The 25,595-nt window shown below is 39.4% G+C and carries 24 protein-coding genes, 1 tRNA gene and 1 CRISPR repeat array; of the genes, 4 read left to right on the top strand and 21 right to left on the bottom strand.

All coding sequences use genetic code 11. The annotated features are described in order from the left end of the window. Positions 1 to 168: 168 nt before the first annotated feature. A complete protein-coding gene (gene csx2 / locus H140_RS0106570) occupies positions 169 to 1,350 on the bottom strand; it encodes a TIGR02221 family CRISPR-associated protein (RefSeq protein ID WP_019672868.1) in 1,182 nt (393 codons plus the stop codon). A gap of 622 nt (positions 1,351 to 1,972) precedes the next feature. Beyond that, positions 1,973 to 2,973: a CRISPR direct-repeat array (repeat unit 36 nt; unit sequence GTCTTAATCGGTACGTACCTCTGCATAGTGCAGAAC). A gap of 252 nt (positions 2,974 to 3,225) precedes the next feature. Between csx2 and H140_RS0106565 the strand changes: the two genes are divergently transcribed. Beyond that, entirely contained in the window at positions 3,226 to 3,513 is a 288-nt protein-coding gene (locus H140_RS0106565; protein ID WP_019672867.1) for a hypothetical protein, read from the top strand. A gap of 52 nt (positions 3,514 to 3,565) precedes the next feature. Here H140_RS0106565 and H140_RS0106560 read toward each other — a convergent pair whose 3' ends face one another. The 13 genes from H140_RS0106560 to H140_RS16380 form a co-directional block, all read right to left on the bottom strand. Beyond that, positions 3,566 to 3,787 (bottom strand): hypothetical protein, encoded by a 222-nt coding sequence (locus H140_RS0106560; RefSeq protein WP_019672866.1) that lies wholly within the window; start codon positions 3,785 to 3,787, stop codon positions 3,566 to 3,568. Positions 3,788 to 3,955: 168 nt separating this feature from the next. Next, on the bottom strand, positions 3,956 to 4,084 hold the full coding sequence (locus tag H140_RS16385) for a hypothetical protein (RefSeq protein ID WP_019672865.1): 129 nt from the start codon (positions 4,082 to 4,084) through the stop codon (positions 3,956 to 3,958). Between the two features lie 25 nt (positions 4,085 to 4,109). Beyond that, entirely contained in the window at positions 4,110 to 5,396 is a 1,287-nt protein-coding gene (cmr6, locus tag H140_RS0106550; protein WP_019672864.1) for a type III-B CRISPR module RAMP protein Cmr6, read from the bottom strand. Positions 5,397 to 5,432: 36 nt separating this feature from the next. Continuing rightward, the gene (cmr5, locus tag H140_RS0106545; protein ID WP_019672863.1) at positions 5,433 to 5,837 is read right to left on the bottom strand and encodes a type III-B CRISPR module-associated protein Cmr5; all 405 of its coding nucleotides are present in this window, start codon (positions 5,835 to 5,837) and stop codon (positions 5,433 to 5,435) included. Between the two features lie 26 nt (positions 5,838 to 5,863). Beyond that, on the bottom strand, positions 5,864 to 6,775 hold the full coding sequence (gene cmr4 / locus H140_RS14140) for a type III-B CRISPR module RAMP protein Cmr4 (RefSeq protein WP_019672862.1): 912 nt from the start codon (positions 6,773 to 6,775) through the stop codon (positions 5,864 to 5,866). 61 nt (positions 6,776 to 6,836) lie between these two features. Next, the gene (locus H140_RS0106535) at positions 6,837 to 8,117 is read right to left on the bottom strand and encodes a type III-B CRISPR module-associated Cmr3 family protein (protein WP_019672861.1); all 1,281 of its coding nucleotides are present in this window, start codon (positions 8,115 to 8,117) and stop codon (positions 6,837 to 6,839) included. Continuing rightward, positions 8,117 to 10,207 carry a type III-B CRISPR-associated protein Cas10/Cmr2 gene (gene cas10, locus H140_RS14135; protein ID WP_019672860.1) on the bottom strand — a complete coding sequence of 697 codons (2,091 nt, stop codon included), beginning with the start codon at positions 10,205 to 10,207 and terminating at the stop codon, positions 8,117 to 8,119. Before cas10 ends, H140_RS0106535 begins: the two co-directional genes overlap by 1 nt. Next, positions 10,207 to 11,394, bottom strand: coding sequence for a type III-B CRISPR module RAMP protein Cmr1 (gene cmr1 / locus H140_RS0106525; RefSeq protein WP_019672859.1), 1,188 nt, complete (start codon positions 11,392 to 11,394; stop codon positions 10,207 to 10,209). Before cmr1 ends, cas10 begins: the two co-directional genes overlap by 1 nt. Before the next feature lie 476 nt (positions 11,395 to 11,870). After that, positions 11,871 to 13,004 (bottom strand): CRISPR-associated ring nuclease Csm6, encoded by a 1,134-nt coding sequence (gene csm6, locus H140_RS14130; protein ID WP_019672858.1) that lies wholly within the window; start codon positions 13,002 to 13,004, stop codon positions 11,871 to 11,873. Positions 13,005 to 13,122: 118 nt separating this feature from the next. Continuing rightward, entirely contained in the window at positions 13,123 to 14,322 is a 1,200-nt protein-coding gene (locus H140_RS0106515) for a Card1-like endonuclease domain-containing protein (protein ID WP_019672857.1), read from the bottom strand. Between the two features lie 241 nt (positions 14,323 to 14,563). After that, positions 14,564 to 15,460 carry a viperin family antiviral radical SAM protein gene (locus H140_RS0106510; RefSeq protein ID WP_019672856.1) on the bottom strand — a complete coding sequence of 299 codons (897 nt, stop codon included), beginning with the start codon at positions 15,458 to 15,460 and terminating at the stop codon, positions 14,564 to 14,566. Positions 15,461 to 15,590: 130 nt separating this feature from the next. Beyond that, positions 15,591 to 16,244 carry a lecithin retinol acyltransferase family protein gene (locus H140_RS0106505; RefSeq protein WP_019672855.1) on the bottom strand — a complete coding sequence of 218 codons (654 nt, stop codon included), beginning with the start codon at positions 16,242 to 16,244 and terminating at the stop codon, positions 15,591 to 15,593. A gap of 147 nt (positions 16,245 to 16,391) precedes the next feature. Then, positions 16,392 to 16,514, bottom strand: a complete 123-nt coding sequence (locus tag H140_RS16380; RefSeq protein ID WP_265088617.1) for a hypothetical protein — start codon at positions 16,512 to 16,514, stop codon at positions 16,392 to 16,394. A 467-nt stretch (positions 16,515 to 16,981) separates the two neighbouring features. Here H140_RS16380 and H140_RS0106495 point away from each other — a divergent pair, with 467 nt between their 5' ends. Genes H140_RS0106495 through H140_RS15475 form a run of 3 tightly spaced genes read left to right on the top strand, consistent with a single transcriptional unit; the run spans position 16,982 to position 18,805 of the window. Continuing rightward, on the top strand, positions 16,982 to 17,830 hold the full coding sequence (locus H140_RS0106495; protein WP_019672853.1) for a methyltransferase domain-containing protein: 849 nt from the start codon (positions 16,982 to 16,984) through the stop codon (positions 17,828 to 17,830). A gap of 13 nt (positions 17,831 to 17,843) precedes the next feature. Further along, positions 17,844 to 18,608 (top strand): alpha-ketoglutarate-dependent dioxygenase AlkB family protein, encoded by a 765-nt coding sequence (locus H140_RS0106490; RefSeq protein ID WP_019672852.1) that lies wholly within the window; start codon positions 17,844 to 17,846, stop codon positions 18,606 to 18,608. A 29-nt stretch (positions 18,609 to 18,637) separates the two neighbouring features. Next, a complete protein-coding gene (locus H140_RS15475; RefSeq protein WP_019672851.1) occupies positions 18,638 to 18,805 on the top strand; it encodes a helix-turn-helix domain-containing protein in 168 nt (55 codons plus the stop codon). A 239-nt stretch (positions 18,806 to 19,044) separates the two neighbouring features. Here H140_RS15475 and H140_RS0106480 read toward each other — a convergent pair. The 7 genes from H140_RS0106480 to nikR form a co-directional block, all read right to left on the bottom strand. Beyond that, positions 19,045 to 19,121, bottom strand: a tRNA-Val gene (locus H140_RS0106480). Between the two features lie 410 nt (positions 19,122 to 19,531). Further along, entirely contained in the window at positions 19,532 to 20,146 is a 615-nt protein-coding gene (locus H140_RS0106475; RefSeq protein ID WP_019672850.1) for an ABC transporter ATP-binding protein, read from the bottom strand. After that, on the bottom strand, positions 20,136 to 21,059 hold the full coding sequence (locus H140_RS0106470) for an ABC transporter ATP-binding protein (RefSeq protein ID WP_019672849.1): 924 nt from the start codon (positions 21,057 to 21,059) through the stop codon (positions 20,136 to 20,138). The genes H140_RS0106475 and H140_RS0106470 overlap by 11 nt, the downstream gene beginning before the upstream one ends. 148 nt (positions 21,060 to 21,207) lie before the next feature. Then, the gene (locus tag H140_RS0106465; protein ID WP_019672848.1) at positions 21,208 to 22,119 is read right to left on the bottom strand and encodes an ABC transporter permease; all 912 of its coding nucleotides are present in this window, start codon (positions 22,117 to 22,119) and stop codon (positions 21,208 to 21,210) included. Then, positions 22,116 to 23,150: an ABC transporter permease gene (locus tag H140_RS0106460; protein ID WP_227672902.1), complete on the bottom strand. Its 1,035-nt coding sequence runs from the start codon at positions 23,148 to 23,150 to the stop codon at positions 22,116 to 22,118. Before H140_RS0106460 ends, H140_RS0106465 begins: the two co-directional genes overlap by 4 nt. After that, positions 23,150 to 24,775: an ABC transporter substrate-binding protein gene (locus H140_RS0106455; protein WP_019672846.1), complete on the bottom strand. Its 1,626-nt coding sequence runs from the start codon at positions 24,773 to 24,775 to the stop codon at positions 23,150 to 23,152. Before H140_RS0106455 ends, H140_RS0106460 begins: the two co-directional genes overlap by 1 nt. Before the next feature lie 58 nt (positions 24,776 to 24,833). After that, a complete protein-coding gene (nikR, locus tag H140_RS0106450; protein ID WP_026348900.1) occupies positions 24,834 to 25,247 on the bottom strand; it encodes a nickel-responsive transcriptional regulator NikR in 414 nt (137 codons plus the stop codon). Between the last annotated feature and the right edge of the window lie 348 nt (positions 25,248 to 25,595).

Below are 25,595 nucleotides of genomic sequence, written 5' to 3'. Positions count from 1 at the left end.
TACCTCTGCATAGTGCAGAACCCTGCCATTTTCAAAGCCACACCACATATAGCGTCCAGAGGACAAAATTAGGGATGTCGGATTTCGAAAGTCTGGCAAGTCTTGAGTATACCATAGGTCACTAACGCTTTTTTTACTTTTTTGATGTTGGCATCAATACCTTTAAATTTAACTTTTTTTGAATAAATGCACAACCCTGTCTTTTATCGATTGCTCAAGTCTATTGGGATCTTTTAATATTGTTTTGACGTTTTTTTTGGTTGAGGCAGTGCCATGCACCATACTATTGCGGAAGTCTTTAAACAAATTAAATGAAGTGTCATCTCTTAGCTCTTGGTAGGCCTCTTGGCGTGTATCATAGTCATGCAGCTTAGAGTTACTATAATCCTGTTCAACCTTGCGTGATATCAGACCCTCCATTGCATAGATAACAGTGCGCAGATAATCGCCTCTTTTTAGGTATTTCTCAGCCAGCCCCTGCTCTTGCAGACCCAGTGATGAGCGCCTGAACCAATCAAGGCGCTTCGATAACTGCTCATGGAATAAGTTATATAATCCTGTACTATCCTTATTAAGCGCTTCAAGCTTTGGCATGACCTGCTGTAGCTTACGCCCAGCATCAGATGCATTAATATTACGCTCATAGAACGCAGCATCTGCCAAAGCCTTAGCATCATTACTATCCAGCCCCGCATCAATCAGCAGTGGCTCAAACACCTTATAATCCCCGTCTTTATCAAACGTTGTTAAGGCATCTACCCAGTCCAACATACCCAGCAAACCATCTAATAGTAGAACCGGTGTTTCATTATTTTGCGTCATGTCCAAAGCACCATAGTAGATATGCTCTGTATCAATCGACTTGGTCTTTTTCAAAAAGCGAGCAGCGACCAGCGCTAACATAGGTAAATGACGAAAGCCGTGAGTAACATCAAGTATGATGGACTCACCGTCATCCAAGCTATCAGATAACACAGACAAAATATTCATTTGCTCTAGCGTATCTTTTGCAAAAGGAATCAAAATACAATGCACTTCTGCTGACAGCCTTTGTGACAAAAACTGCTCAAACGGCTGTAACTGATCCTTGGTAACACTTTGCTCTTTTACAGAGTCGCTTAACTCAACCCACTCTTCCTCTAGACCTGAACTGATTTGCTCTAAGAACACGTCCCACATACTGCCGGCCGTACCAAGCAGTACAATTTTGCTGGGTTGATACTTATCGGCCAGAGCCAGTCCTATATATTTTTGATTGCTTGCCAGTTCACCATCTGGGAAATGGTAATTGGCGTCTCGATAACCTCTACCGTCTTGTCCTTTACCCAAAAAACTAATTAGCGTCGTCATACATATCTCCAGTCCATTAGGGTGCTAGCTGCTGTAAATCGTGAGAATAAACCCAGCTGCTTTAGCTAGAATAAAATATCTTATAAACCTTAATCTTAGCACTTACCTGTCTGAGCTGCTTAACTAATACCAAATCTGAAAATTAAGATATCGAGGAAAACGAGTGCAAATGCTACAAGTAGTAGATTTAGCGAGTTTGACAAAGATAGGTTATTTTTCAGAAAAGGTATAATATTAAACTCTCTATCACCTCAAAATGAACAAGTCTTAGCCAATAAAAAGCGGAACCTGATAAATCAGACCCCGCTTTAGTTGATGTGTACTGCATGACAGACAAACCATCACACTATGCAAATGTGTTCATACCTTAATCTGTACGTACAACTCGAGCACAGCTCTCCCCTTGCGAACAGGCAAAGCAGTGCTTTGCTATTTCTGTTCTCATGCATAGTGCAGAACGCTTAGTGTTGACGACATTGAGCGTCAAATTAAGGTCTTAATCGGTACGTACAACTCGAGCACAGCTCTCCCCTTGCGAACAGGCAAAGCAGTGCTTTGCTATTTCTGTTCTCATGCATAGTGCAGAACTTTTATGAATAAAAGCAGTTTAGTTGAAAAAATCGTCTTAATCGGTACGTACCTCTGCATAGTGCAGAACCCTAACATAAATGCAACAACTATGTTTATATTTGAGTCTTAATCGGTACGTACCTCTGCATAGTGCAGAACACTCTAGACAAAGGTGATTTAGTAGCTCTTTCGTCTTAATCGGTACGTACCTCTGCATAGTGCAGAACAATTAAAGCGCAATACCAGAACAAGTTATTGTCTTAATCGGTACGTACCTCTGCATAGTGCAGAACACGTATATAATAATGCTCGTCTAAACTCTTATGGTCTTAATCGGTACGTACCTCTGCATAGTGCAGAACTGTCAAATATTTACGTATTTGACGGAACTAGAATGTCTTAATCGGTACGTACCTCTGCATAGTGCAGAACAATGTCCACTGGACGTTGGAGGACTTCACAACGATGTCTTAATCGGTACGTACCTCTGCATAGTGCAGAACCCATTGCCATAGGGTCTGTCGTCGGTTGGCACGTCTTAATCGGTACGTACCTCTGCATAGTGCAGAACAAGCTTATAGATATTATTTACTTTGAAAAATACTGTCTTAATCGGTACGTACCTCTGCATAGTGCAGAACCGGAAGCACTCGGCATCGACGAGAGCAACATGGGTCTTAATCGGTACGTACCTCTGCATAGTGCAGAACCTACTGAACCGTGCGTTTGGTGGCACATCACATATGTCTTAATCGGTACGTACCTCTGCATAGTGCAGAACAGGTTGTAGAGGAAAATGCACTCTACTATTATGTCTTAATCGGTACGTACCTCTGCATAGTGCAGAACGTGTGACCGTGTTACACGGTCTCGATACCATAAAAGTCTTAATCGGTACGTACCTCTGCATAGTGCAGAACTTAATACGCGCACAGTAAACACTTCAACAGAGTCTTAATCGGTACGTACCTCTGCATAGTGCAGAACCCTAAGAAGGATGTTTCAAGTAAAATTGAAGTCTTAATCGGTACGTACCTCTGCATAGTGCAGAACCCTGCCATTTTCAAAGCCACACCACATATAGCGTCCAGAGGACAAAATTAGGGATGTCGGATTTCGAAAGTCTGTCAAGTCTTGAGTATACCATAGGTCACTAACGCTTTTTTTACTTTTTTGCGCTTTTTTTCACAAAACGAACTACAATCCCAACAAGCTTGCCAAATCAGCCAGTTTTAACTATTTGCTGCATACTTAATATCAACACCGACATACTCGCTTAAATGGTTTGGATTAAGGAGAATGCAGATGATGAATCAAAATGCGATCAAACTTGGTTATACTCACCATGCCCATGTGCGTGCTGCGCAGCGTGGCTTTAGTGCCAAGCAAGTTGCCACTATCTTGCGTTATGGTCGTAAGCGCTATCAAGCAGGTGCGATATACTATAGCGTAGGCCGCAAAGAGATTGATCAATACGCTAAGGAATCACCACAGCTGAAGCAAATGAACGGCATGCACGTTGTCACCTCAATCGAGGGCGCGATACTGACTATGTTCCGCAATCGTGACTTTCGTATTTTAAATCACCATTAACCCTTTGAGTGGCTCTAAAGCGCACAGCTTCTAAGTTGTGCGCTTTTTCGTGTTAATACTGATTTGACAGAGCATAAGACTGCTGTATCTTTAGCATCGCTGGCAGCTGATTCCAAATCACATCATCGTCCCAGTTATTGGTATCCATACGCAGTACAAAGTCTGATAACTGTTGCACCATCGCTTCGTGCCACTCACGATCACTGCTAAATACCTGCTTATCATCGACCCACACACCTTCACGATTGGCATAGATAACACAGCTATTGCACATCAGCTTAATGCCTTCAGACTTCTGATAGCCGCCTTTATTGTTTACCTCATATTGTTTACCTCACCTTTTACCCACGTATCCAAAAATACCCAAGTACGCTGCGAGCGATCCAACAGGTAGACCAGATTGTTCTTCATCCGTCATGGGCAACAAGGCAAGTTGCTTTAACTAAGGCAGCACCTCTGGCGCCTTGGCAGTTACCGCTTGTTGCTGAATAAAATGCTTTAAATCCTTTTCCATGCCAGCTTGGTATAAACGGGTAGCGTGAGCGACTATTTCTTGAGTTTGGTAGGTCATGAGGTGCCTTCATATATATCTTGATTTAAGAAGATTGCTGCAGTGCTTTTAGTCGTTCCACCCACACCTTTTGGCGTTCTTTTTTGATTTTATTTGGTTTTTTAAACTGAGTTGCATAATGAATCTTAAAAACCTCAATCATTAATTCAATGGCATCTTTATCATCTGGATTAGCTTCTAGCTTATCCAACCACTCATCAACTGCTTTTGTAAATTCCGTTTTAGCCGTGTCGTTTTCTTCCTTCCAGTTCTCATCAATCATCTGAATAACCAGCTGTTGTTTAAGCTCACTGGCACCTTCTAACTCTGCATTCAATGCTTTTTGCTCAGCCGCTTCTTGTTGCGCAACTTCAAAATCAGCAACCAGCCCTTTTTGCAGTCTCTCATTTTCATGCATGCGACCAAAGCCTGTGGCTGTTTTTGCACCAATACCTAGATGCTGTAGTGCAAGTTCTATCACATTACAAACTTGCTCAATTTCACCTTCTTTAATCTTAGCACCTAACCTTGGCATGACACCAAACTGCATAACCGCATTTTCAACAGCCAAAAACTCAACTGGTACAGGAGAATGCCAGTCACCAGGAATGTTATCACTACCTGTGGGGTTACTATCCCCTTCTTCATACCACTTACCATAATGCGGGGTTACCATAGCCTCTTTAATCATCACAGGCTCGACAGGTATAGCATCTAAAAAAATAAAAGCGCCCGTACTTTGTAATGATAAAGTTTCTTTTAATTTTTCTGTTAGTTGAGTATCAAAGTATTTAACAAAAAGATCTGGTTGTTGCTCAAGATTTGGTGATGTGAGTAGATTAACAGAGCCAAACCAGCGCTTAATTAATTCAGGATCTGCGCCCCACTTCTCCATTAAAGCTTTGGCTAGACCCTTAACAGTACTGCCCTGAAAGTAAGGCACGCCCAGCGTGGGGTGCCATAACAGTCCGTTTTCTAACGGATGACTATTACCTAACCCTATCGCCATTAACCAGTCATTTGCATATACCTTACTTTGACCACCTTGCGCTTCACATAAAGCATATTGTCGTAACGCATGTTTTTTAAGCATGTCTATATTACCGCAACGCCTAACACCGTTAACGCCTTGGAAATCACGCCAAAAACTCTTCTTTTCAGTTATTTTCGCATCTTTTAGCTGACTGTTTGATAGTAGCTCGCCCTGCTTATCATATCTTTCATAAGTATAAAATCGATCAAACCATAAGCCTGAGTGACTCTCTGAATTATTATCAAATACTTGAAAGGCTAATCTACCCGTAACTTCTTGATTATAAATTGGTTGTAGCATAACAAAACACTCCTAAAAGGAAAAATACCCTAACACCTAGTTGCTTTCTTCATCGACTAACAAGGCTCGTGCAAACTTTTTAAGCCATAACAAATAAGCCTGAGCTTCTTGCTGTGCAACTTGGTGGGTCTTTAAATCCGATAAAGTAACGGCTTTTAGGGCTGTTAAACGACTATGCTCAGATAAATTATCATAAACGTGACTTCCATTTTTTAACCAATCAAATACCATCTCTACAATGGCCTGACGCTCAGGATAGCTTTTTGGGTCTGTTAAAAAAAAGGCAAAGGCATGGCCTAAACCATTCATATGAATCATGGCTGGCAGGTCATTAATAGCACTTTTTATAGGTCTGCTTTTTAGCTGTTTTTCTTGTTGAATTTTCTCAATACATTTAATTGCATGCGCAGCTCTTTGTTGGTCACGTGACTGTATAAGCATGATTTAAGTACTCCTGATTGATAACATTAATCCTGATTCGATGAAATAAAGCTCACCTGAAACCATCCCATGCCTACCGTTTCATTACCACCGACTTGTAAATAGCGGTTAGATTCAGGTAGTACTTGCTCAGTTAAAACTTGAGCCATCTCTGCGCTACTCATAGTCGTATCACTACGACGCGAGTTAGTACACATAATTAAGCTGTACATAACCGTTTCAGGTGGCAAAGTCTCTTCATACCAAAGCGCCCCTTTTTTTACAGTTTTATTTTCATCTAAGGCAATATGTGCATTAACTTGTGTTGCATTTTGTGCTAAGAAGCTAAACATATCATCGGTGACGACCACTAATTGTTCAGTTAATACTTGCTCAGGCAATTGTGTATCTTGAGCCAATACCTCAATCCACTTATCCATAATTTCAGCCGCCTTAGGTGTTAAAGCAAATTCTTCTAAAAACAAAGTGCTTTCATTGGCTAAAGCGACCAAAACCTCATCATCTTTGAACGATTCTATTTCTAACGATAACTTATCTAATCCTGCTCTATCTCGATCATTGTCATAACGACGCAGTAACGCAGGACAAGTTACCCATTTAAAATAGCCGTTTAATGAACGAATAGGCAATAATAACAAGCGTGCATCACTGACCATAATCGCCCCAGCATGCGCGTTATCTTGAGCACCTTCAGTATCTGGACCAAATGCAGCAAAAAATAAATTTTTATCAACCTTATCTTCACTTTCCTCATCATGACTAGTAGCCATGACCTGACTGGCACGATACCGTAATGCACCTTTAAGACTAGAACCAAATATCACTGGATGTTGAGTGTGCCCTTCTCGCTGTATAGGTAAGTCAATAACACTTAATGCCTGTCCAGATCCAGCATGAATAGACGTCTGAGCAACCATTGACATAATCATATTGTTCATAATATTTTCCTTAAAACTGACAACGTTAATATAAATATTCCTAATTACAATTCAAACTAAATTAAACTGGCCATCTACCTAACAACATCAAGCCTTCTCCCCACTCATCGTCACAAAACATAGTTTGTCCATGTAACTTGGAGATAAGGTCTTCATTGGTAATGCCTGCCTCTACCTCAACAAAAAACGCACTGCCTGCTGGTAGATAGTTTTCAATGGCTCTAGGTTTATGTTGCTTTTGATCCCAACCACCTTCACGCTGCGCCTTACCAATACAAGCAGATACTAAGTTGACAGGAACACCTCGAATATCACCTTGCCAGCCAGTCTCAGATCTTAAAAAACCATTTGGTAACCAAGACTGCTCACCCATTTTCAGCTTAGTCAGTAAGTAAATAATAAAACGCTGTTTATTATTTTCTGCCTTTATTAGCAATTGTTGCGGTGCTTTAGGAAGGCTTAGACTATCACTATCGTTATTAATGACACTTAAATGGGCCATACGCCCTTCACCCCCTAATCTTAAAAGACTAGGCTGCTCTAAAAAACCCTCGTCAACTACTTGTGACAAGCTTTGATTATTTGCTCTCAATGGCATAACAATATTAACTGTCGGATCTAATCGAATATGACTGGTTTGATATAGCTGACCTTCTACCACACTCCTATGCTTACTATTGACCTGTATACCTAGACGATATTCATTATTAATAAAATCATCATTATTTTTGACACTTTGTCTATCTGTATTAAGCTGTTGCATATTCCCAGACAGCACAGCTTCCCAGCTGGCCTTACTTAACCAAGCACCTTCTAAAGGCTTTGCTCCTCTTGTGTCACTTAAGCCAGCAACTGTTTCAGGCAAAGTAGGTAGTCGGATATTGCCTGCATCTGTTTGATAAGCTGACTGTGATAGCTGTAATGCAAAGTAGTGAGCTTTCTCTTCTCCTGTCTTCTCATCTACTTGAACCTTACGGCAAATATTAACCGGTGATGGATAGTAGCACACACTAGTTGCACTTATCTTTGTCTGATAAGGCTGGTCATGCTGTAATAAAAAGACACCCATCGGCCTAAGGTTTCCTAAGTTATTTGAGTTGCCAATAACTGTATTTAACTCTTTTAGCCTATCTAAATTATCCCATGAGCAATGAGGATTTAAGCGAAAATACTCATTACCAATATGACTTCTAATCGCACCCATTAAAGTTCGAGTGGGTGGTGGAAATACTGAGTTGAGTGCATTCGCACCAAAGCTGCCATGAGGACGTGACTCTCGAAAAAACCAGCTATCTATCTGTTTAAATACAGCCAACTTATTTGGTTGATTACCTGATATCATTAGTCTAGATCTCCCTTGCCAAGCCCTTTTTGGCCTAATAATCTTAAAAATATACCCGCTTCGCCAGATAAGTTCTTACCAGATGTCTTATCAATAAAGGCTTGGCCGTCAACAATCTCACTACGAAAGTCTTTGCTTTGCTCAATTAAGATCTTAAACACTTCAGTAAGCTGTTCTCTTTGCGCATGACTCATTTTTCCAAATTGACCTGACTGATAATACTCAGCCAATAACAACCCGACCACTTGCTCTGTATTAATCATTCCCGACTGTTGCATACTACTTACTCTCTTCATAAGCTCACGCGTCTTATAGAAGAAGCCAGAAGAGAACACTGAGATATTACTGTCCGTGGTCTTTTGATATGCCATTACTTCCGCCAAGGCACTAATAACCGGTGTATTTTCTTCTATATTCACTTGAAAACACTGATTAAGCTTAGCTATTGCATCTTTATCAAGCACCTTGCTCCATGGCAGAGACCATTGCGTTGCTAATCCAGAAGGCTTCCAAATACGAACTGCTAAGGCATTTCTTCCGGTGCCTTCTTTAGCCACATTATCTAATAGATCATGGCTATCACTTAATACTTGAGTCAAGGGCGTACCGATATGGCAGTAATTAATAGCACCTGACAAGCTCGAGTGAACTTGAACACCTGTTCCATTTTCTAACGAAGCTTGCTCAAAACAATCTTTATAACTTTGCTGTAATGCAACTGCAGCTGGCAAGGCATCGTCTAAACTAAGAATAGCCAATACATCATCACCACCGGCATATACTAAAAACCCATCATGTGCTTTGACAATACTAGAAACCTTCTTTGTGAATTTATTTAACGCATGACTAATAATGGGTTGGCGCTCTTCATGACTCATTTGTTTCCCTAAGCTATCGCCATCCATCAATAAAATTGCATAGTAAGGTGATGGCCGCTGATCCATCAAATCATATAACTTAAGCAAACTTCGTTTTGCGTTACCTGCCGCTTCCTCTATCTTGCTATATTTATGTCGCTTGTCTGGGTATAAGTTATTCAAGTTTTCCCAAAAACTTTTAAAATACAACTGCCCATCAATACTAATATCTTCAAGGCTAAGTGAAGGATTACAATTAAGTGCTTTTTTGATACCATCAACATGGTTTCTACGCTCTGATGTGATACCAATGCTGGGATTATGATCATGTACGCTACCTATATGACCATTAAAGTCTATTAGCTGTTCATGTATGTTCTCTTGCGCTTGCAAAACTCGCTTCAACCAAGGCACACTCGCCATATAGCCAACTGACGGAACATTCTTTGATAATTTCCAGCCCTGTATGGTAAAGCTATTTCCTACCGAGTCGATTTTAAGTTTAACTTTATGGAAAGAATGTACAAAACGCCGTTTGACATACGCAATAGCACTTAATTGCTCATCTTCTTTTAAATCTAAACCCATTCGTTCATAACTAGATATATTGAGCCAAAACTCACGTCTTTTACTACCACTTCTCTTCCCGCTAGCACCACTAAGCTCTTGATACCCCTCCATCACCATACATTTATAACCATCTTCAACTGAAGGAATATGCGTCCGTAGATTTTTTCGCTTATCTAACGCACTGGGATCTTTACCTTCGGTAATAACCCAGTTCATATCCCAAAAATGAGAGATTTGCCTATCCCAAATATGACGAGTAATTTCTGCCTGATCTACTACTTGCTTATGAGGCTGTGTTAATGCAGCCCTATCATGTTCCCAAACCTGATGACAAACCGCTTGCCAAGCTTGCTGTACTGCATCAGTAATCACTTGAGCATCAAAGCCATTACAGTCACTCACATCTGCCATAAAACGGTTTGGAATACCACCTTGCTCTGGTAATGTCTCAACGGCATCACCCGATACAGCAGCCAAAAAACTCTTATCAGGAATTGGAAATATAATATTTCCTCCCTGAGCCTGAACCGCCTTGATTGCAACAGCTGACAACCAAGACAACAAAAATGATCCTGCCCAAAAATCACGAGTACGCCGTGCTTGGGCAACAAAGCCTTGAACTGGACCTAAAGTAAAGTGAAAGTATTGTTTTTCTTGGCTCATTACAAAGTTTCCTTATTTTGTCTATCCATAAAATCAGTAATTACACTCCAGTCAATATTGGGCTCAATATCAATAGATTTACGTTTCGTAGAAAACTGGATTTTTTCACCCTCTGGCAAAAACTTACTTTTCATTAAGCACAAAATAACTTGATAATGACCTTCTCCTTTTTTGTGTACATGAAAAAACAAAGGTGATGATCGTCTTCCTGTCGTAGAATCCACATCTGCTTTGAGAGAGTTACTTGAATAAAAATAGTTATGTGGTAAACCAAATACAGCACGTCTTGGATGTGTCGGACGACCATGATAAGTATTATCAGCCAGACTTAAGATAAGGTCATGATCATCTCTGAAGTTCTTTTCAGCTACCTTATTTCCATTAACCTGACCATTACGACCATAGCTACGATATAACTGCTCCTCTTCGCCTAGCTCATTTAATAACTCGATAGTATCTTTTTTATAGCTATTTAATACATCGATTCTAGTGCCCGCATAAAAAGCAGTAATAGGCGGTAAATTACTGTTATCTTTGCACTTATATTTATCTAGAATCTCACTAAGTGAACTGACAATATCGCTAATATCTATATTAAGCGAGTGGTACTCTTGTTCCTGTGCTTTTACAGCCACATCTGTCAATGTTACAGACCCTAACCCATGACGAGAGCGCGATCCAAATCCACCTAACAATCCAATGAGCTTAAGCACATCTATAATAGCTTGGTGATACTGTATATCTACAGTTAATTCAATATTAAATTCTTGATTATGTCTAATAGCTTCTCGAGTAAGTCCATCTTTAAAATGAAATAACCCTTGCCCCATTAGATAGTTTAAACCAAACTGTCTACCCTCATACGGCCAGCTCTTTGTTGTTGATAGCGTTAATGAGTTAATTAAGCACGCACCTTGACCTTGACCTTTGCGATCATTATTAGCCGCTACACCAAACAGCTTAGACTCTTGCCTATGTAGCTCTTTTAACGCCTCTGTATCATCTTGGCTTATTAAACGTATCTTTGACCAATTAAGTGCTCGCCACCAAAACCTCAATACACCCTTAAATGTTGTTGGAGTAAGTTCTGCCTCTTGCGTATTCCCACCAGCAGCAAACATGGGTGTATTAATAAAGTAAGTCGCTTTTAGCAAACTTGGTGGGTTTTTAAATTCTGGTAAGTTCACTTAATTCTCTCCTTTTGAGATGATTTTCATCCATAGATTCTAGCTATTAATCAACACATTCTTTGTAGGCAAGCTCAGTTCATATCTACTACTATCAAACTTTTGAATTACTGCTTTTTCTTCATCAGCCACTGAGCCAAAGCCTTTTTCAATTTAATCGCAACTTTTAATACGGTTTGACCACAACTCTCATGTTTGATAACTACTCTGGCATTTTAACCTTATGCTCATAAAACTTCCTTATAGTAAATTGGCAGATATAAGGTGACACTTTAATCGCCATATATCTGCCTTTATTATCTTTAACCGCCAATATAAATAATATCAATTAAAACCCAAATCTTAACTCTTTTTCCTTACCCCTTGATTTTAAAAGGCTTAAAATATTTAGTTGTAAGGTCTTACCTTTATAAGCCTTTAATTATCAATATCTTATAATGAGTTGAGAGTGGGGTAATTAAAGTAAGCATATAAAGCTACTTACTGAATAAATCGACTATCTGTATTGCCTCAGGCGCTAATGTTAATTGATAAGGTTGGTTTTTAGCATTTTGCGATATAGTGATTTTCGCTGCCAACTCCAGCCCTAATGACTCCTGTAATCGCTTATGTAGAAGGCTTTGAGCACCTTCAAAAGAACCCATATCCATACTAATATCAGGATTTTCTTCTATTTTATGTTCCAAATAGTAGGGGGCAAACTCTTTAGTCAATTGTGCTATATAATCAATACTTTCTTTAGGGATATTCTGCTGAGTCATTTTATGCTTAGGCTTTAACACACCTGGCTTTCCATTGACTTTTCTATCCGCAAACCAATGTAAAAAAGCAAACTCTCTAGCAGGGATACCTTCAACTACCATTGTATCGTTAACAACAACAGACTTATTATGCACATTAATTGTTAATTTAACATCCTTAAATGACTCATCTATCTTTTGAACCACATCACTAAAGCTATCATCTGTATTTAACTGATGACGTGCTTTAATCGCCTCTTTCATACGAATAAAATTAACTTTAGCTAACCATACTGGCGCATCCTTAGCATCACCAACGACCTTTTTATCTCTATCAGAAACTAAATAGCTATTTGGCGTGGGATAAAAGAAATCAACTGCCTTTTCAAATTCTTCTCCAACCAAGACATGCGACATACTATCTTGTGCACGCCCGAATAACGACAATGCATAGCCTGCATAAAAACCCATCGTCTTACGACCACCCGCAATTGATACGTGTAGCACGATATTATCGTCTGAAGTAAACTGACGTATTTTTTCATAAATAGCATCAGCTGCTTTTTCATTTTCTTCTGGTGTTTTTAGGTCGTTTAAAACTTCACCATTATTATCAATGTGATGTAAGTAATCATCCGTTGCTTTAAAGTTAATATGAGCAAGGCTTGGATAGTCCTGCTGCATTTGTTTAAAAACACCATCTTCAAATAAACGCTTTTTAATCTGATTTAAGCCACTGGCTGTACTCAATACATGAATCTCATCAGGAATCCATGGCTCAGGCACGTCTGGAGCACAAGCCAGTGCCCAAACAGTTTCAGTGATAATTTGTGGTGTCATGCCCGTTACTAAAAATAAAATGTTTTTCATAACTTCCTCGTATTTCGATAGTGAATAAATATATACCACTAGAATAACTTAAAAATAATTCAAAAGTAATTTTTCACAAGCTTGTGAAAAAGTAAGAATCACTCCATCACAGTGTCCCTTAGGCTACCTCTCCTAAAAAGCGATCAAACTTAAATAAGTCTGTGCCTGCAATGACAATAACACCTAAGTCTTCTGCTACCTTTCTAGACTGCTCGGATATGTCATATAAGCTGACAAAAAACTTATGTGAGTTAAGACCAGCACCTTGCGAGATAGAAGATAACTTATGCAAGTTATTATTAACCTCAGTCGTTGGCGCATTTTTTTTCAGCCAATTAACAGTCTTACACTCCATCCAATAAAAATGACCTTTTAGCAAATAAGCCACGTCTATCTCATTACCGTCACTGCTTTTAGCAAACGTCAATCCTATCTGGATATTTACCAGCGTTTGCTTTTTTTGATAATACGCAGTTATCAAAAATCCAACCAATACCTCAAACCATTTGCCTCCGATAAACTCAGCCGCCTCTTTGGACATAAAGGTTATTTTGCTCTTTTGGTCATCAAGGCTTTCAAGCTGAATAAATGGCTTAGCTGCTTGCGCTAATGTTTTGATCCAGCCAGCTAAAGACAAAAAACTGCCTTCTTTTTTAATCTCAAAACAATAGGGGTAACTCACCGCTTTTTGATCAAAGCTTGAAACAAGATAGTTTAAATAAGAGACCAATCTTTGTGCTTTTGTAAAATCTATTTTGATAAGTTTATATAGTTGCGCAATATAGTGATACTGCTCAATGGGCAAATCTAAGAATGCGGTTTCGCTACTGATTTGATCATAGCCATGCCCTTTTAGCCGAACAGCAATATTTTCTGGTAGGATAATATCTTCTAGCGGTTTATCAGGTGTGTTGTACCAAACCAGCTGATTATTGCTCCAGCTTTGGTACACACAACTATAATTAGGGTTGTTGGCTGCAATTTGGTCTTGGGCAAAGCTGATAAGCTTAGTGCCCCCAGTGACGTTAAAAATAATTTCTTTTGGCTGGTTATTATCAATCCATTGATAAATCACAGCTTTGATGTCTGAAATACTCTTTTCTTCAATGCCATCAGGTAAGTGTAACTCTTCAACATGAATCCCTGTATCTAGTAGATTAAGAAGCTCCATCAAGTTGCTTAATAGATTCTTTTTCCTTGTAAAATCTGTACTTAAAACAACAATCTTTTCAATATTAGTTTGGCTTCGAAATAGATGCCAAATGGTATAGTAGTTTGCTTCTGTTTGACCTGTGGCTGTGACAAATAAAGTTTTCATAAAATACTTATCTCGACAATAGCGGTTAAAGATATAGTTAGTGAATTTCTTACTGCTGATAAGTTCTACTGTAACAGATAAGCATATTTAATACGCACTTGGGAGGCTTGCGGTTATACTGCTTTTGACTTAACAAACTGTACGTTTAGAACATAACTTTTACTTTTACTTTTACTTTTACTTTTAGATTATAGGTTTAGCTTATAGATTGTACTTTTCGTTTATAGATTGCCGTAGCGCCCTAATTGAGTGACGCTCTTTTATAACGGGAATAAAACTTATTCGCGTTAAAATTTATCTCATTAAATGCTTGATGGATACCGACCTGCAAGATAGGACGACTATAATAATATCCATTGTTAAAGTCAGAGTTCTGAAAGAATCTGCCAATAGGATCTATCATTATATAAGAGTCCACCATTTCAGTGTTATCCTCAGCATAAATAATTTCCCCAAATCTCTGATGGCGACGTAAAAATCGAGTGAACTGTTCTTCACTTATCAGATGATGATTGGCGACCACAGGTAACACTTTAAAGATTTTCCATTTATTGGGCATAACTTGTCCAATAAAGTCGCTCAGATCTTCAGACTTATTTAGATCACTCACCACAGTATTCACTTTAATCTCTATCTTTGGATTAATGGCTCTGATGCTGGCGATAGTATGGATGATTTTTTCAGGATTCATTACGGCATTTTTCTCAACCCTACCAATATTAAGATTGGTGCTATTATCAACAGAGTCGACACTAAATCCAATGCTTGCAAAGTTATTCGCAATCAGGTTGATAAAGTCATTGTTTATGCGACTGCCATTAGTAATCGCTGATAATTTTAAGCCTCTTTTTTTTGCCTGTTTCACCACCTCTTTAATTTTTCTATAATTTAAGAAAGTCTCACCGCCAACTAAGTTTAAACGTACCCCTTCAAAATTCGCTGCATGCATTTGATTTAAAACGGCAGGTAAGCCACTGATGGCATCCATAAGTTGACTTATGCTTGCGACATCTTGAATGAGCTCACCTTTTTGCTTACCCCATTTGGCAAAACAATAACCACAGCGATAGTTGCAAGCTTCTGTAATATGCCAATTAACGACCAATTCTTTATTAGCAATCTTATTATGATTATGCATAACGTTTTTTTTCCTTAAGATATTAAGCGTTATCAATCTAGGGCATGTCTGGATACAAATCAGTGGGAAACATTCAACACGCCCTAACCTGCTTGCAATATTGTGGGTAAGATTTAGCATCTCCTAGCTTTTAGTCGAATAGACCACCCAGTAAACTACCCACAACTGCACCTACGCCCACAACAGCTACGACAGGTAAAGAGACTGGTGCGGTAGCCGCTACTGCTGTGGTTAAGCCAACAGTAGTTGCTGATCCAGCTAGCGCACTACCTATCGCTGCCCCTGTAACTGCCCCTTTAGCACAGTTGGCTACTTGTCTACCAGTATTTATACCCGTTAGCGCAGACGCCGCATACATGGCGTTTTTTGTGGTATCTGCCGTTTTATAGGCCTGATAGGAGGAGTAGAGCATCGCAGTGGTAGTAGCATTCACCATCACACTATCAACCTGCTTGCTTTTGTGCTTACCAGTGACACACCAGCAGGCAAAATGCTCGCAGTTGTTAAACATCAGGTTATAGTCATCTTCGCCAACACGACTGAGCGCTCTCTCTACTATCTCATCTGGAGAATAGACAACCTCACTGCTAGAATATTCAACAATATAAAAGCGCTCTTGATTGCCCAAAAAGTCATCTAGAGTAGTGAGTGCTATCTCACCTTTTTTGAACATCTCAGAAAAACCTGAATAATGAACAACCTGCCCGTCACCGATATAAATACCATGATGGGTATAACCTAGACGGTTGACTTTAATATGTGTACCTACTTTTAATCTATCCATAATAAATACCCTTTTTCTCACTTTAAGATTATGATTTAAGACATAGATAATCGATTGTGATTACCTATAAATCTAAATCGTACAAAACATTAATTTGATTCACTGGCTCACGCCAAGATTTAACCTTACCGTCATGGTCGTTATAACCTACATTTTGACATGCCAATAGATGGCCCAAATAAGCATCCCTAATAGCAGTGCTAAAGTCGTTAAGAACGTAATACAGCCAACCGCCTGCAACATTAAGGACCACTCCTTTTCAATCTTCATGGTCAGTCTCCATAACGCTTAACTGTCATTAACCAGCATCTGTCTTAACCGGACTCTATTATTAAATTATTAACCAAATTTTCTGATTCATCTGTTTTGGCAAGCTTGCCAAAATCTTTGCACATCTAGATATCTCATAACTTGCATTTAATCATTTACGTTTAACACGCGATAAACTGATTAACATTATAAAGACGCCAAAATAGGGTCATAAACGATGATGATACCTGTAACCGATTGAGGTCATCGAATGAGGTCTATTATCACTTAATTTTTTTATTTAGATTGTTTTGGCAAGCTTGTGACTTTACAAATTAAGATCTACATTCCTCTAATATACCAATCAACAAGTTAGTTATCTCAGATAAACATAGAGAAGCTCACAAGCTTGTGGTTTTAATCATCTCAACTCTGCTTATCTGATAATAGCGTTAACAACAAATACCCTTGCTGATTGGAAAAAGACTATGAAAACTGAATTACAGATTGAAACTGCAATCAACTCAATCGAAGTAGGTTTCTCAGACTACTATGAGAGCATGGTCGAGTACTATCAGCTACACCACAGTAGCAACCTCACACACACTGATTTTTGTAATCGCACTAATCGTGCTACTAACCCTCTTACTTGTGCTAAAGAGGCCATATTCTATGCAGTTGCTTACAGCTGGCAACACTATCAAACAATGCAGAATTTCCTCTCTGTTATTGATGTGACATCTGATATAGCTGATAAAATCAGAGTAATAGATTATGGCTGTGGTCAAGGGATTGCCACTATAGCTTACTTAGAGTACTTGGTTGCACATAATGTTGCGGCCGAGAGTGAGTTTGAGGTTCACCTTATAGAACCATCATCTGTGACTCTAAGTATCGCTCAAAATCTAATTGAGAAGTTGGCTGATATTTATGGATTAAGGTTATCAATACATACTTATCAGCAATCTCTTGATAAGCCTATATTTTTCAAAGATAGTGACTGTACTGAAACAGTGCACTTACTGAGCAATATCCTAGATATAGAAGATGTTCAAAACAGCATCCCAACTATATCTTCAGGCATGAAAGAGATAGGTGGCAAAAACTTTTTGTTCGCTACCAGTCCTTGTTACCCAGGTAGCTGGAAAGGTAACAATATTTTTGAAAAACATATAAGTTTTTCAGACTCAATTATCCAAAAGAACAGAACTCTTAATACTAATATGTATTCAATAGTAAGCGATTGCTGGGAGACGCGATATCCTAAGTCTAGCCAGCTCTACGCTTACTGGAATAACAATGAAGTAGATTCTGAGTGTATAGATTTAGCCGCTTAAGATAGGAGCTTGCATGTTAGATTTATTTAGTGACTTACAGGATACTGAATCTGTGGTACAAAGCCTGATCAAGAATGGTAAGTATTTGGATACTGACTATCCAGCACACTTACATCAAGATAGCAAAGGCATTGTGATAGAGATTGATAATGGCCGACTCTATTATGCTCCTTATTTTTTCGATACCAAAATAAGTGATGAAACGTTAGATTATCTTTTAAGCTGTCAAGATGTTGATTGGAAAAGCCATGACTGGCATTCAGAGATAGATATATCCAGTTTAGAATTCGATCATATTAACTGGCAACATGATACCATCAAAATGTTTGGTAAAGAGCATAAGTTGCCACGCATCTCCGCTTGGTATGGTGATGAAGATAAAAGCTATCTATACTCTGGGATACAGCTTAACCCTAACCCTTGGACTAGTAAGCTGAACTGGCTAAGAGATGAGCTAGAAGTTATATGCAAAAGACGTTTTAATAGTGTACTTCTAAATTGGTACCGTACAGGTGAAGACTACATTAGTTGGCACGCTGATGATGAACCTGAATTAGGTATTAATCCCATGATAGCCTCAGTTAATTTTGGTGAAAGTCGTCGATTTCTACTCAGGTTAAAAGAAGATCATAGCCGTAAAATAGAGTTACCATTACATCATGGCAGTTTGCTAGTTATGGCAGGAGCGATTCAACACCACTGGCAGCATAGCGTTCCTAAGCAAAAAAGAGTCAAAGGTAATCGTGTTAACTTAACATTTAGAACAATCTTTAATTAGCTTAAGACCTATAAATCACTGGATTTAAAATGAAAAACATCTTATTCCTAGTCACTGGTATGTCTCCACAAATCTACAATGAGCAAACTTCGCGGATTGATTTCGAAACCATGGATAAAATCTGTGAGGCACTTGATGTGGATGTGGGAGACCTTTTTACTTATGTTCCTAATGAGCCACTTGAAGAAGAAAAATAGGTGGTACAGAAAATTTGGAGTAGAGGTCAAACCTCAGCGTATGTAGGATAGTGAAATTTTAAGCTGGTCACGTTTTGGTCACCATGTGGTCACTGAGCTTTTTTAGAAGCAATGAAGACAATCAAAATAAGGCCATTGTAAAGCGCTATGAATAAGAGCTTTTATCGCCAGCCCTTATAAAATGAGCACAAAAAAGCCCCAATCATAAAGATTGGGGCTTTCCTGTTCTTACTAAATGCTGGTAGGCGTAACTAGATTCGAACTAGCGACCTCTACCATGTCAAGGTAGCGCTCTAACCAACTGAGCTATACGCCTGTATAGGTCGCACATTATAGCAAGTTTTTTTAGCTTTGCAAGCCTTTTTACATCAAATATTTACTCTTCAAATGACCTTTTATGTTTTTGACTTGGCATCACCGCACCACTACCAAGTTACTCACTCGTGTAATATAAGGCTTAATAACTTACAGCTTACCTGCCAAGCCTGACTTTTCTTGATATCCTCACTAGTAATAAACAACGTTGCTTGTAGATAATTATCTTATTGAAACTTACTGTTTAGTGTACCTATTACGGTCATCAAGGCGACACGTTTACTATTTATTTCATCAGCTTCACTAGTAAATAAATTTCGCCTGTTTTTTCACGAAAATAAAGCTTTCTTTAGCCCTGGATTGCTACTGCTTACCTGTGGTAAATCTACAATAGTCCCTAGTACTGCTCACTTAACAACCTTCTTCAAATGCCCTCAAATCAATCACCCGATGACACAATCGCTTCACCAAAGCAGGATCATGACTGACAACCAAAATCCCTACTCTGCTTTGCTCAAATCGCTCTAGTACTGCTTGCCAAATCTGTGCTTGGGTAATAGCATCTAGCATGGTGGTCATTTCATCCGCAATCAAGAATTTAGTCTTAGGTCCAAGTGCTCGTGCCACACAAAATCGTTGCAGCTCACCGCCTGATAACTCACTGGGCCAACGGTTCATCCACTCTTTATCAATCCCTAACAAGTCTAGTAGCTCTTTGTTCGGCTGCCAGCCTTCATTGAGCACTTTTCGCATTTTCCAACGTGGGTTAACAGCTTTTTCAGGGTGTTGAAATACCAACTGCACTGGATGACAACCCTTATTAATTATCGGTGCCCCATTTAAGGTGACACTTCCCTCCAATGGTTGCTGATAACCAGATAAAATACGACAAAGGGTTGTTTTTCCTGAACCACTACGCCCTACTAATCCGATGATTTCACCTGGCTCGATACAGAGATCAACCCCTCGAAATAGCCAAGGCCCACTTTCGTAATGAAATCCAATATTTTTAGCTTCAAGTCGCATGCGTACACCTCACTCTTCCATCACGAAGATCACGCATCTTAGGTTGTGCTTGCTCACACTCCGACTGCGCACAAAAACAACGTGGTGCAAACAAACATCCAGATGGCAGATCTGTGGCCTTTGGCTGTGATCCAGGAATCGCGATAAAGTCATTTTGTGGTAATGCACGCCATAAGGCTCTGGTATAAGGATGACGTAGCTTTTCACCATTTCCAGTAAAGTCATCAACCGAGGCCACTTCTAGCGTGGTACCAGCATAAAATACAGCGATCCGATCTGCAATTTGTAATGCAGCTTCAATGTCATGGGTAATGAGCATAATTGCTCGGCCTTCATCGGCAAGCTCTCGAAAGCTTTGAAGTACCTCTTTAATCACCAAAGGATCTAGCCCAGGTGTTGGCTCATCAGCAATAATTAACTGTGCATCTCTGATAATAGCAGTGGACAATAGCACTCTACGCGCCATACCTCCTGACAGCTGAAACGGATACATACTTTCAACTTCTGGCTGCAAGTGTAGCCGCTCAAACACTTTTTTTTGGGCTGTTATCGTTGCTTTGTCATTGACAGCAGATCTAACTTGCTTACCGACAGGCATCAAGGGATTTAAAAAGTTTACTGATTGTGGAATTAGAGCGATTTCACTAGATCGTAACACTTCTTGACGCTGAGCGGTTAAGCGCTCACCTTTATATTTTATACTACCACTGACAGTTGCATTCGCTGGCAGTATTCCTAAAACTGAATGCGCAAGCAGACTCTTTCCTGAACCACTTGCACCGACAATCGCCAGAATCTCTCCTTGGTTTACGCTGACATCTAATCCTGAAATGACTTGAAGCTGCCTTTTCCTTAACCCACCTGTATATTGACTAAATGATATCGATAAATCATTAACTTCTAAAATCGACATCCTCGCCCCCTTATCTACGGAATCTTTTAATTAGGAACTAGATAGCATTAATAAATATCACTAACATATCAACTCTATACAGTCCCTAGATTTAATGGCTTTACGGACTTGGCTTGGCCATTTTATTTAATCGATTATTGAATAAAATTTACTGATTTGCTTCTGTTGGATCTATCAGTTTTCTTAAACTCTCACCCATCGTCTCAAATATACGCACCACGATAAGTAAAGAGATACCTGGAAAAAAGGCCAACCACCAAAGCCCTGATGATAAGTACTTCATTGATTCTGATAAGATAATGCCAATTGCTGGCTCATGTGGTGATAAGCCAAACCCTAAAAATGTCACCGAAGCTTCATGTAATATAACGTGCGGAAACATCAACATAAACCCAACTAATAGCTGCGAGATAAGGTGTGGAAAGATATGGTTACTAGCAATCCACCAGCGTGATTTTCCCATTTGTTGTGAAACTTGTACATAATCAGCAGAGCGCACTTGCATCACTTCTGCTCGTATGACACGTGCCAAACTTGGCCAATGGGTCAACATTAAGCCAGTAACAATACCTTTGAAGCCGCCACCTAGCATAAAGGATATTAAAATTAGGGTCACTAGGTGTGGCACACTCATAAATAGATCTATCAACCAGGTGATCACCCGATCGGCAGTCTTACCCATGGTGGCAGCAGCCATACCCAAAACCAATGCAATAAATGCACTACCAACCGCCCCCATCAGTCCAACACCCATACTCAGAGTTAGACCCATAATAGTTCGCGTAAACATATCGCGACCTAGCCAATCAGTACCAAAAAAATGCTGCAATGAAGGTGGTTGATTGCGATGAGTTAAATTTGTAGCGATATTTGCCTCATCCATAAAAAGACCGCCGAGTACAACACTTATCAAAAAAATACCTGCAAGCAGGATAATCAGCAACGTGCGCTGTCTAAGGTTTAGTGAGAATAGTTGAAACCCGTTATTTTCTTTATTAACGTGTTTGTTTACCATGTTATTTAAGCTACTTTTATCTAAATTACGGTTGCTTGACATCATATCATTCTACTTTCTCTCGTCCTTGGATCGACGATGTAGTAAATTAGATCAGCAATCAAATTACCAGCGAAGACAAAGATCGTACTAAACAAAACAATGCCCAATAAAAGAGGCACATCCCCCCTCAAACCTGCTTCTACTGTTGCTTGCCCAAGCCCTGGATAAGAAAACACTTGCTCAGCTAAAATAGCACCTCCAAACAACTCACTAAAGGCAGCAAATTGCAAGGTAATTGCTGGTAGCGCAATATTGCGCAAACCATGTCGCCAAAATAACGAAAAACCTTTCTCTCCACGCGCTCTAGCAAATAAAACATAGTCACTTGCCAACACCTCAACCAGCTTTTGCCGAGTATGAAGTGCAACGTTGGCAACGCCTAGGATACTTAAAGTTAGTGCTGGCAATACCAGATGTTTAATTCGATCACTAAATACCACATCTTCTGCTAATACCCCTGCTGGTACACCCAACCCTATTGGGAACCAACCTAGCCAGACAGCAAAGACAATCAGTACCAATAACCCCATCCAAAAGGTAGGCGTAGAGGCCAAAGTATAGCAATACCATTGGATGGCACGATCTATCAAAGTGCCTTTTTTCATGGCAGCAACCACACCAAGCACAAAGCCCATCGTGCCAGACAAAATCCAAGCAACTAGCATCAATGCCAGTGAGCTGACAAAACGCTCACTGATAATATCAATCACTGGACGACGATAAATCATGGAGACCCCTAGATCACCTTTGAGTACAGCGGAACCCCAGTTCGCAAACTGCACCAAAATTGGATCATTCAGCCCCCAGTATTCAGCAATTTGTTGACGCTGTTCAGGACCAACATTAAGCATATCGGCACCAATGTAAGCCTGAACAGGGTCTATGGGAGAGTTTTTCATTAACATAAATGAAATAAAGCTAATAGCGATTAATAAGGAAGCCATTCGTAAGCCTTTGAAGACAAGATAAACGCCTACCTTTCCCTCACATGCTTTATTCAAATTTTGCCTTCCGGATATTGGATTTCCGGACATTATTCACTCCATTTCCAGTCAACAATATTGTCTGTTGCTGGCCAACCATGACCATGCACATGGATTCTTTGCTTACCAATATCTAGATTGTCTTTTAGCAAGTATAGATGGTCGATATTTACTAACCATGCCCAAGCCGCATCACCTTTGCTGGTAAAGCCAGTCGTTCCATCCCACTGAGCTTTTTTCCAAAACTCTAGTGCGTCTTCTTCACTCTTAGCATGTAAGGCTTTTTGGAAATAATCATCAACAGTCTTATTGCTGTAATAACCTGTATTGTTAAAATCAATACCTGCATTTTCACTGCCATAAATATTGATCATTTCATAAGGGTTATGACTACCCCAACCCATTAATACTGCTTCAGAATGCATCTTGTTAGTGATGACATCCCAGCTTCCGCCTTCGATATTGATCTTAATACCCAATGGCTTCACCATATCGGCCACAGCAATAGCAAGTGACTGTCTAATCACATCATTGGCAGGATAGTTTAAGGTGAACTCAGCTTTTAACGAGCCTTTATCAAGAACACCATCACCATCTTCATCCTTCCAGCCAGCATCAGCTAATAATTTGCGCGCACCATCCATGTCAGCATCGGCAATAACAGTCTCTGGATTCCACCAAGGCAAACCATCTGCTGAAGTATAGGCAGGCGAACCATACCCTTCTAGCACACCATCAATTAACGCTTTACGATCTACAGCAATATCAATGGCATGGCGAATCGCTGGATCTGCGGTAACATCATTACCTACTGGCAAGCCATCTTCTCTTGTCACTGCACCCGCTTTAACAACAGGAAAGGCAATACCACGGTTATCAACTGTTTTAACCGTTTCAATCTTCATGCCAGGTACTTTTTTATTGCTAAAGGCAGCTGGAATATAAGTAATATCAACTGTACCTGCTTGAGCTGCAGCAAAGGCAGCGTCTTCACTTAAAAATAAAAAGGTAAGCTTTTTAAAATAAGGCTGTTTGCCATAGTACTCAGGATTGGCTTCAACAATCAGCTGCTGTCCTTTATCCCATTGAACTAACTTATATGGACCTGAACCTAAAGGCTTTTCAGCATAGCTTTCATCATACGCATGCTGCGGCACAATAGCTGTCGCAACCAAGCTATTGACAAAGGTTGACTGTGGACTACTTAAAGTAAACTGAATAGTCGTATCATCGAGCACTTCCACTTTTTCAAGAATATTTAAATCTACCACTGAGGCACTATTGGCAGCCTTATCAAAGGTAAATTTTACATCTTCAGCGGTCAAAGGCTCACCATCAGAAAACTTCACATCATCACGGATAGTCACTGTCCATACCGTACCATCATCATTAACCTCATAGCCTGTCGCTAGGTCATTAACGATGTTAAGATCATCATCTCTAGCAAGCAAAGTGCTCTGAAACAGAGGCGAGCCATAACGTCCCCACCCTGTAATCGGATCAAATCCAGCATCTGGCTCTGAACCAAATGCTACCACTAGCTCATCTCTAACCTCTTGAGCTGCTGTATTATTTGCGGTCTTGTTACCTGCATCATTGGTCGGTGATGAACAGGCTACTATTAGTACTACTAATAGTGTCAGTAACCCAAAAGCCCCTATATATTTTTTATTCATATATTTATACTCTTAATTAAACAATTAAAATAAAATGGTTATCAAAAGCAGCTGACAACTATTCAGCTGGTGCAATTGAAAAATCACCATGACTCACCCCTTTTAATGTGGTTAACTCATGACTAAGTTGTTGTACCTCCTTTACTTTGCCTTTTACGACAATAAGCTCAAGGCAGTTTTCTTCACTGATATGAAAATGGGTTGTCGCCAAAATCAAGTGATGATGCTCATGCTGAATTTTCGTCATTTGCTCAACTAGCTTTCTTTGATCATGGTTATAAAATAATAAGATACTGCCAGCGATAATCTGTTCACTGTCTTCATATATATGTTGCATAATCGACTTACGCACTAAGTCACGAAATGCTTCAGATCGGTTATGATAGCCTTTAAGAGCGACTAACTTATCAAATTTTTTTAGCAGGTCCTCATCCATGGATACACCAAATCTTTTTAATGTCGAGTCTGTCATAAGTGCTCATCCTGCCCAACTGGTGACACGTTTTTTAAAAAACGTGTCACGTTATGGTTTAAAAAAACGTTATATAACCAATATAACGTTTTGATAATCTAAAGCTTGTCTAAAAATACATATGTTTTTAATTATACCGCATTTTCCAAATCTTTCCTAATTCTATATAATTGCTAAAGTATTATTTCTATATTTTTTGGTAATGTAATATAATCAAAGGGCTCTAAAATGGTTATAAGTCAACAATAATCATAGTCCGCTACACTACCTTTGTCTGATAGAGAAGCAGCCTCGCTACTATTTATTAAACTACTCGCTACTATTTATTAAACTACTCGATACTATTTA

It is taken from the genome of Psychrobacter lutiphocae DSM 21542 (assembly GCF_000382145.1).
GTDB classification, from domain to species: Bacteria; Pseudomonadota; Gammaproteobacteria; order Pseudomonadales; family Moraxellaceae; genus Psychrobacter; species Psychrobacter lutiphocae.
The sequence above is the reverse complement of the archived record's forward strand: the minus strand, read 5'-3'. Positions and strand labels throughout refer to the sequence as shown.

Coding starts and splice junctions, on each gene's coding strand:
- csx2 (WP_019672868.1), bottom strand. CDS start 1,350: ATGACGACGCTAATTAGTTTTTTGGGTAAAGGACAAGACGGTAGAGGT.
- H140_RS0106565 (WP_019672867.1), top strand. CDS start 3,226: ATGATGAATCAAAATGCGATCAAACTTGGTTATACTCACCATGCCCAT.
- H140_RS0106560 (WP_019672866.1), bottom strand. CDS start 3,787: ATGTGCAATAGCTGTGTTATCTATGCCAATCGTGAAGGTGTGTGGGTC.
- H140_RS16385 (WP_019672865.1), bottom strand. CDS start 4,084: ATGACCTACCAAACTCAAGAAATAGTCGCTCACGCTACCCGTTTATAC.
- cmr6 (WP_019672864.1), bottom strand. CDS start 5,396: ATGCTACAACCAATTTATAATCAAGAAGTTACGGGTAGATTAGCCTTT.
- cmr5 (WP_019672863.1), bottom strand. CDS start 5,837: ATGCTTATACAGTCACGTGACCAACAAAGAGCTGCGCATGCAATTAAA.
- cmr4 (WP_019672862.1), bottom strand. CDS start 6,775: ATGAACAATATGATTATGTCAATGGTTGCTCAGACGTCTATTCATGCT.
- H140_RS0106535 (WP_019672861.1), bottom strand. CDS start 8,117: ATGATATCAGGTAATCAACCAAATAAGTTGGCTGTATTTAAACAGATA.
- cas10 (WP_019672860.1), bottom strand. CDS start 10,207: ATGAGCCAAGAAAAACAATACTTTCACTTTACTTTAGGTCCAGTTCAA.
- csm6 (WP_019672858.1), bottom strand. CDS start 13,004: ATGAAAAACATTTTATTTTTAGTAACGGGCATGACACCACAAATTATC.
- H140_RS0106515 (WP_019672857.1), bottom strand. CDS start 14,322: ATGAAAACTTTATTTGTCACAGCCACAGGTCAAACAGAAGCAAACTAC.
- H140_RS0106510 (WP_019672856.1), bottom strand. CDS start 15,460: ATGCATAATCATAATAAGATTGCTAATAAAGAATTGGTCGTTAATTGG.
- H140_RS0106505 (WP_019672855.1), bottom strand. CDS start 16,244: ATGGATAGATTAAAAGTAGGTACACATATTAAAGTCAACCGTCTAGGT.
- H140_RS16380 (WP_265088617.1), bottom strand. CDS start 16,514: ATGAAGATTGAAAAGGAGTGGTCCTTAATGTTGCAGGCGGTTGGCTGT.
- H140_RS0106495 (WP_019672853.1), top strand. CDS start 16,982: ATGAAAACTGAATTACAGATTGAAACTGCAATCAACTCAATCGAAGTA.
- H140_RS0106490 (WP_019672852.1), top strand. CDS start 17,844: ATGTTAGATTTATTTAGTGACTTACAGGATACTGAATCTGTGGTACAA.
- H140_RS15475 (WP_019672851.1), top strand. CDS start 18,638: ATGAAAAACATCTTATTCCTAGTCACTGGTATGTCTCCACAAATCTAC.
- H140_RS0106475 (WP_019672850.1), bottom strand. CDS start 20,146: ATGCGACTTGAAGCTAAAAATATTGGATTTCATTACGAAAGTGGGCCT.
- H140_RS0106470 (WP_019672849.1), bottom strand. CDS start 21,059: ATGTCGATTTTAGAAGTTAATGATTTATCGATATCATTTAGTCAATAT.
- H140_RS0106465 (WP_019672848.1), bottom strand. CDS start 22,119: ATGATGTCAAGCAACCGTAATTTAGATAAAAGTAGCTTAAATAACATG.
- H140_RS0106460 (WP_227672902.1), bottom strand. CDS start 23,150: ATGTCCGGAAATCCAATATCCGGAAGGCAAAATTTGAATAAAGCATGT.
- H140_RS0106455 (WP_019672846.1), bottom strand. CDS start 24,775: ATGAATAAAAAATATATAGGGGCTTTTGGGTTACTGACACTATTAGTA.
- nikR (WP_026348900.1), bottom strand. CDS start 25,247: ATGACAGACTCGACATTAAAAAGATTTGGTGTATCCATGGATGAGGAC.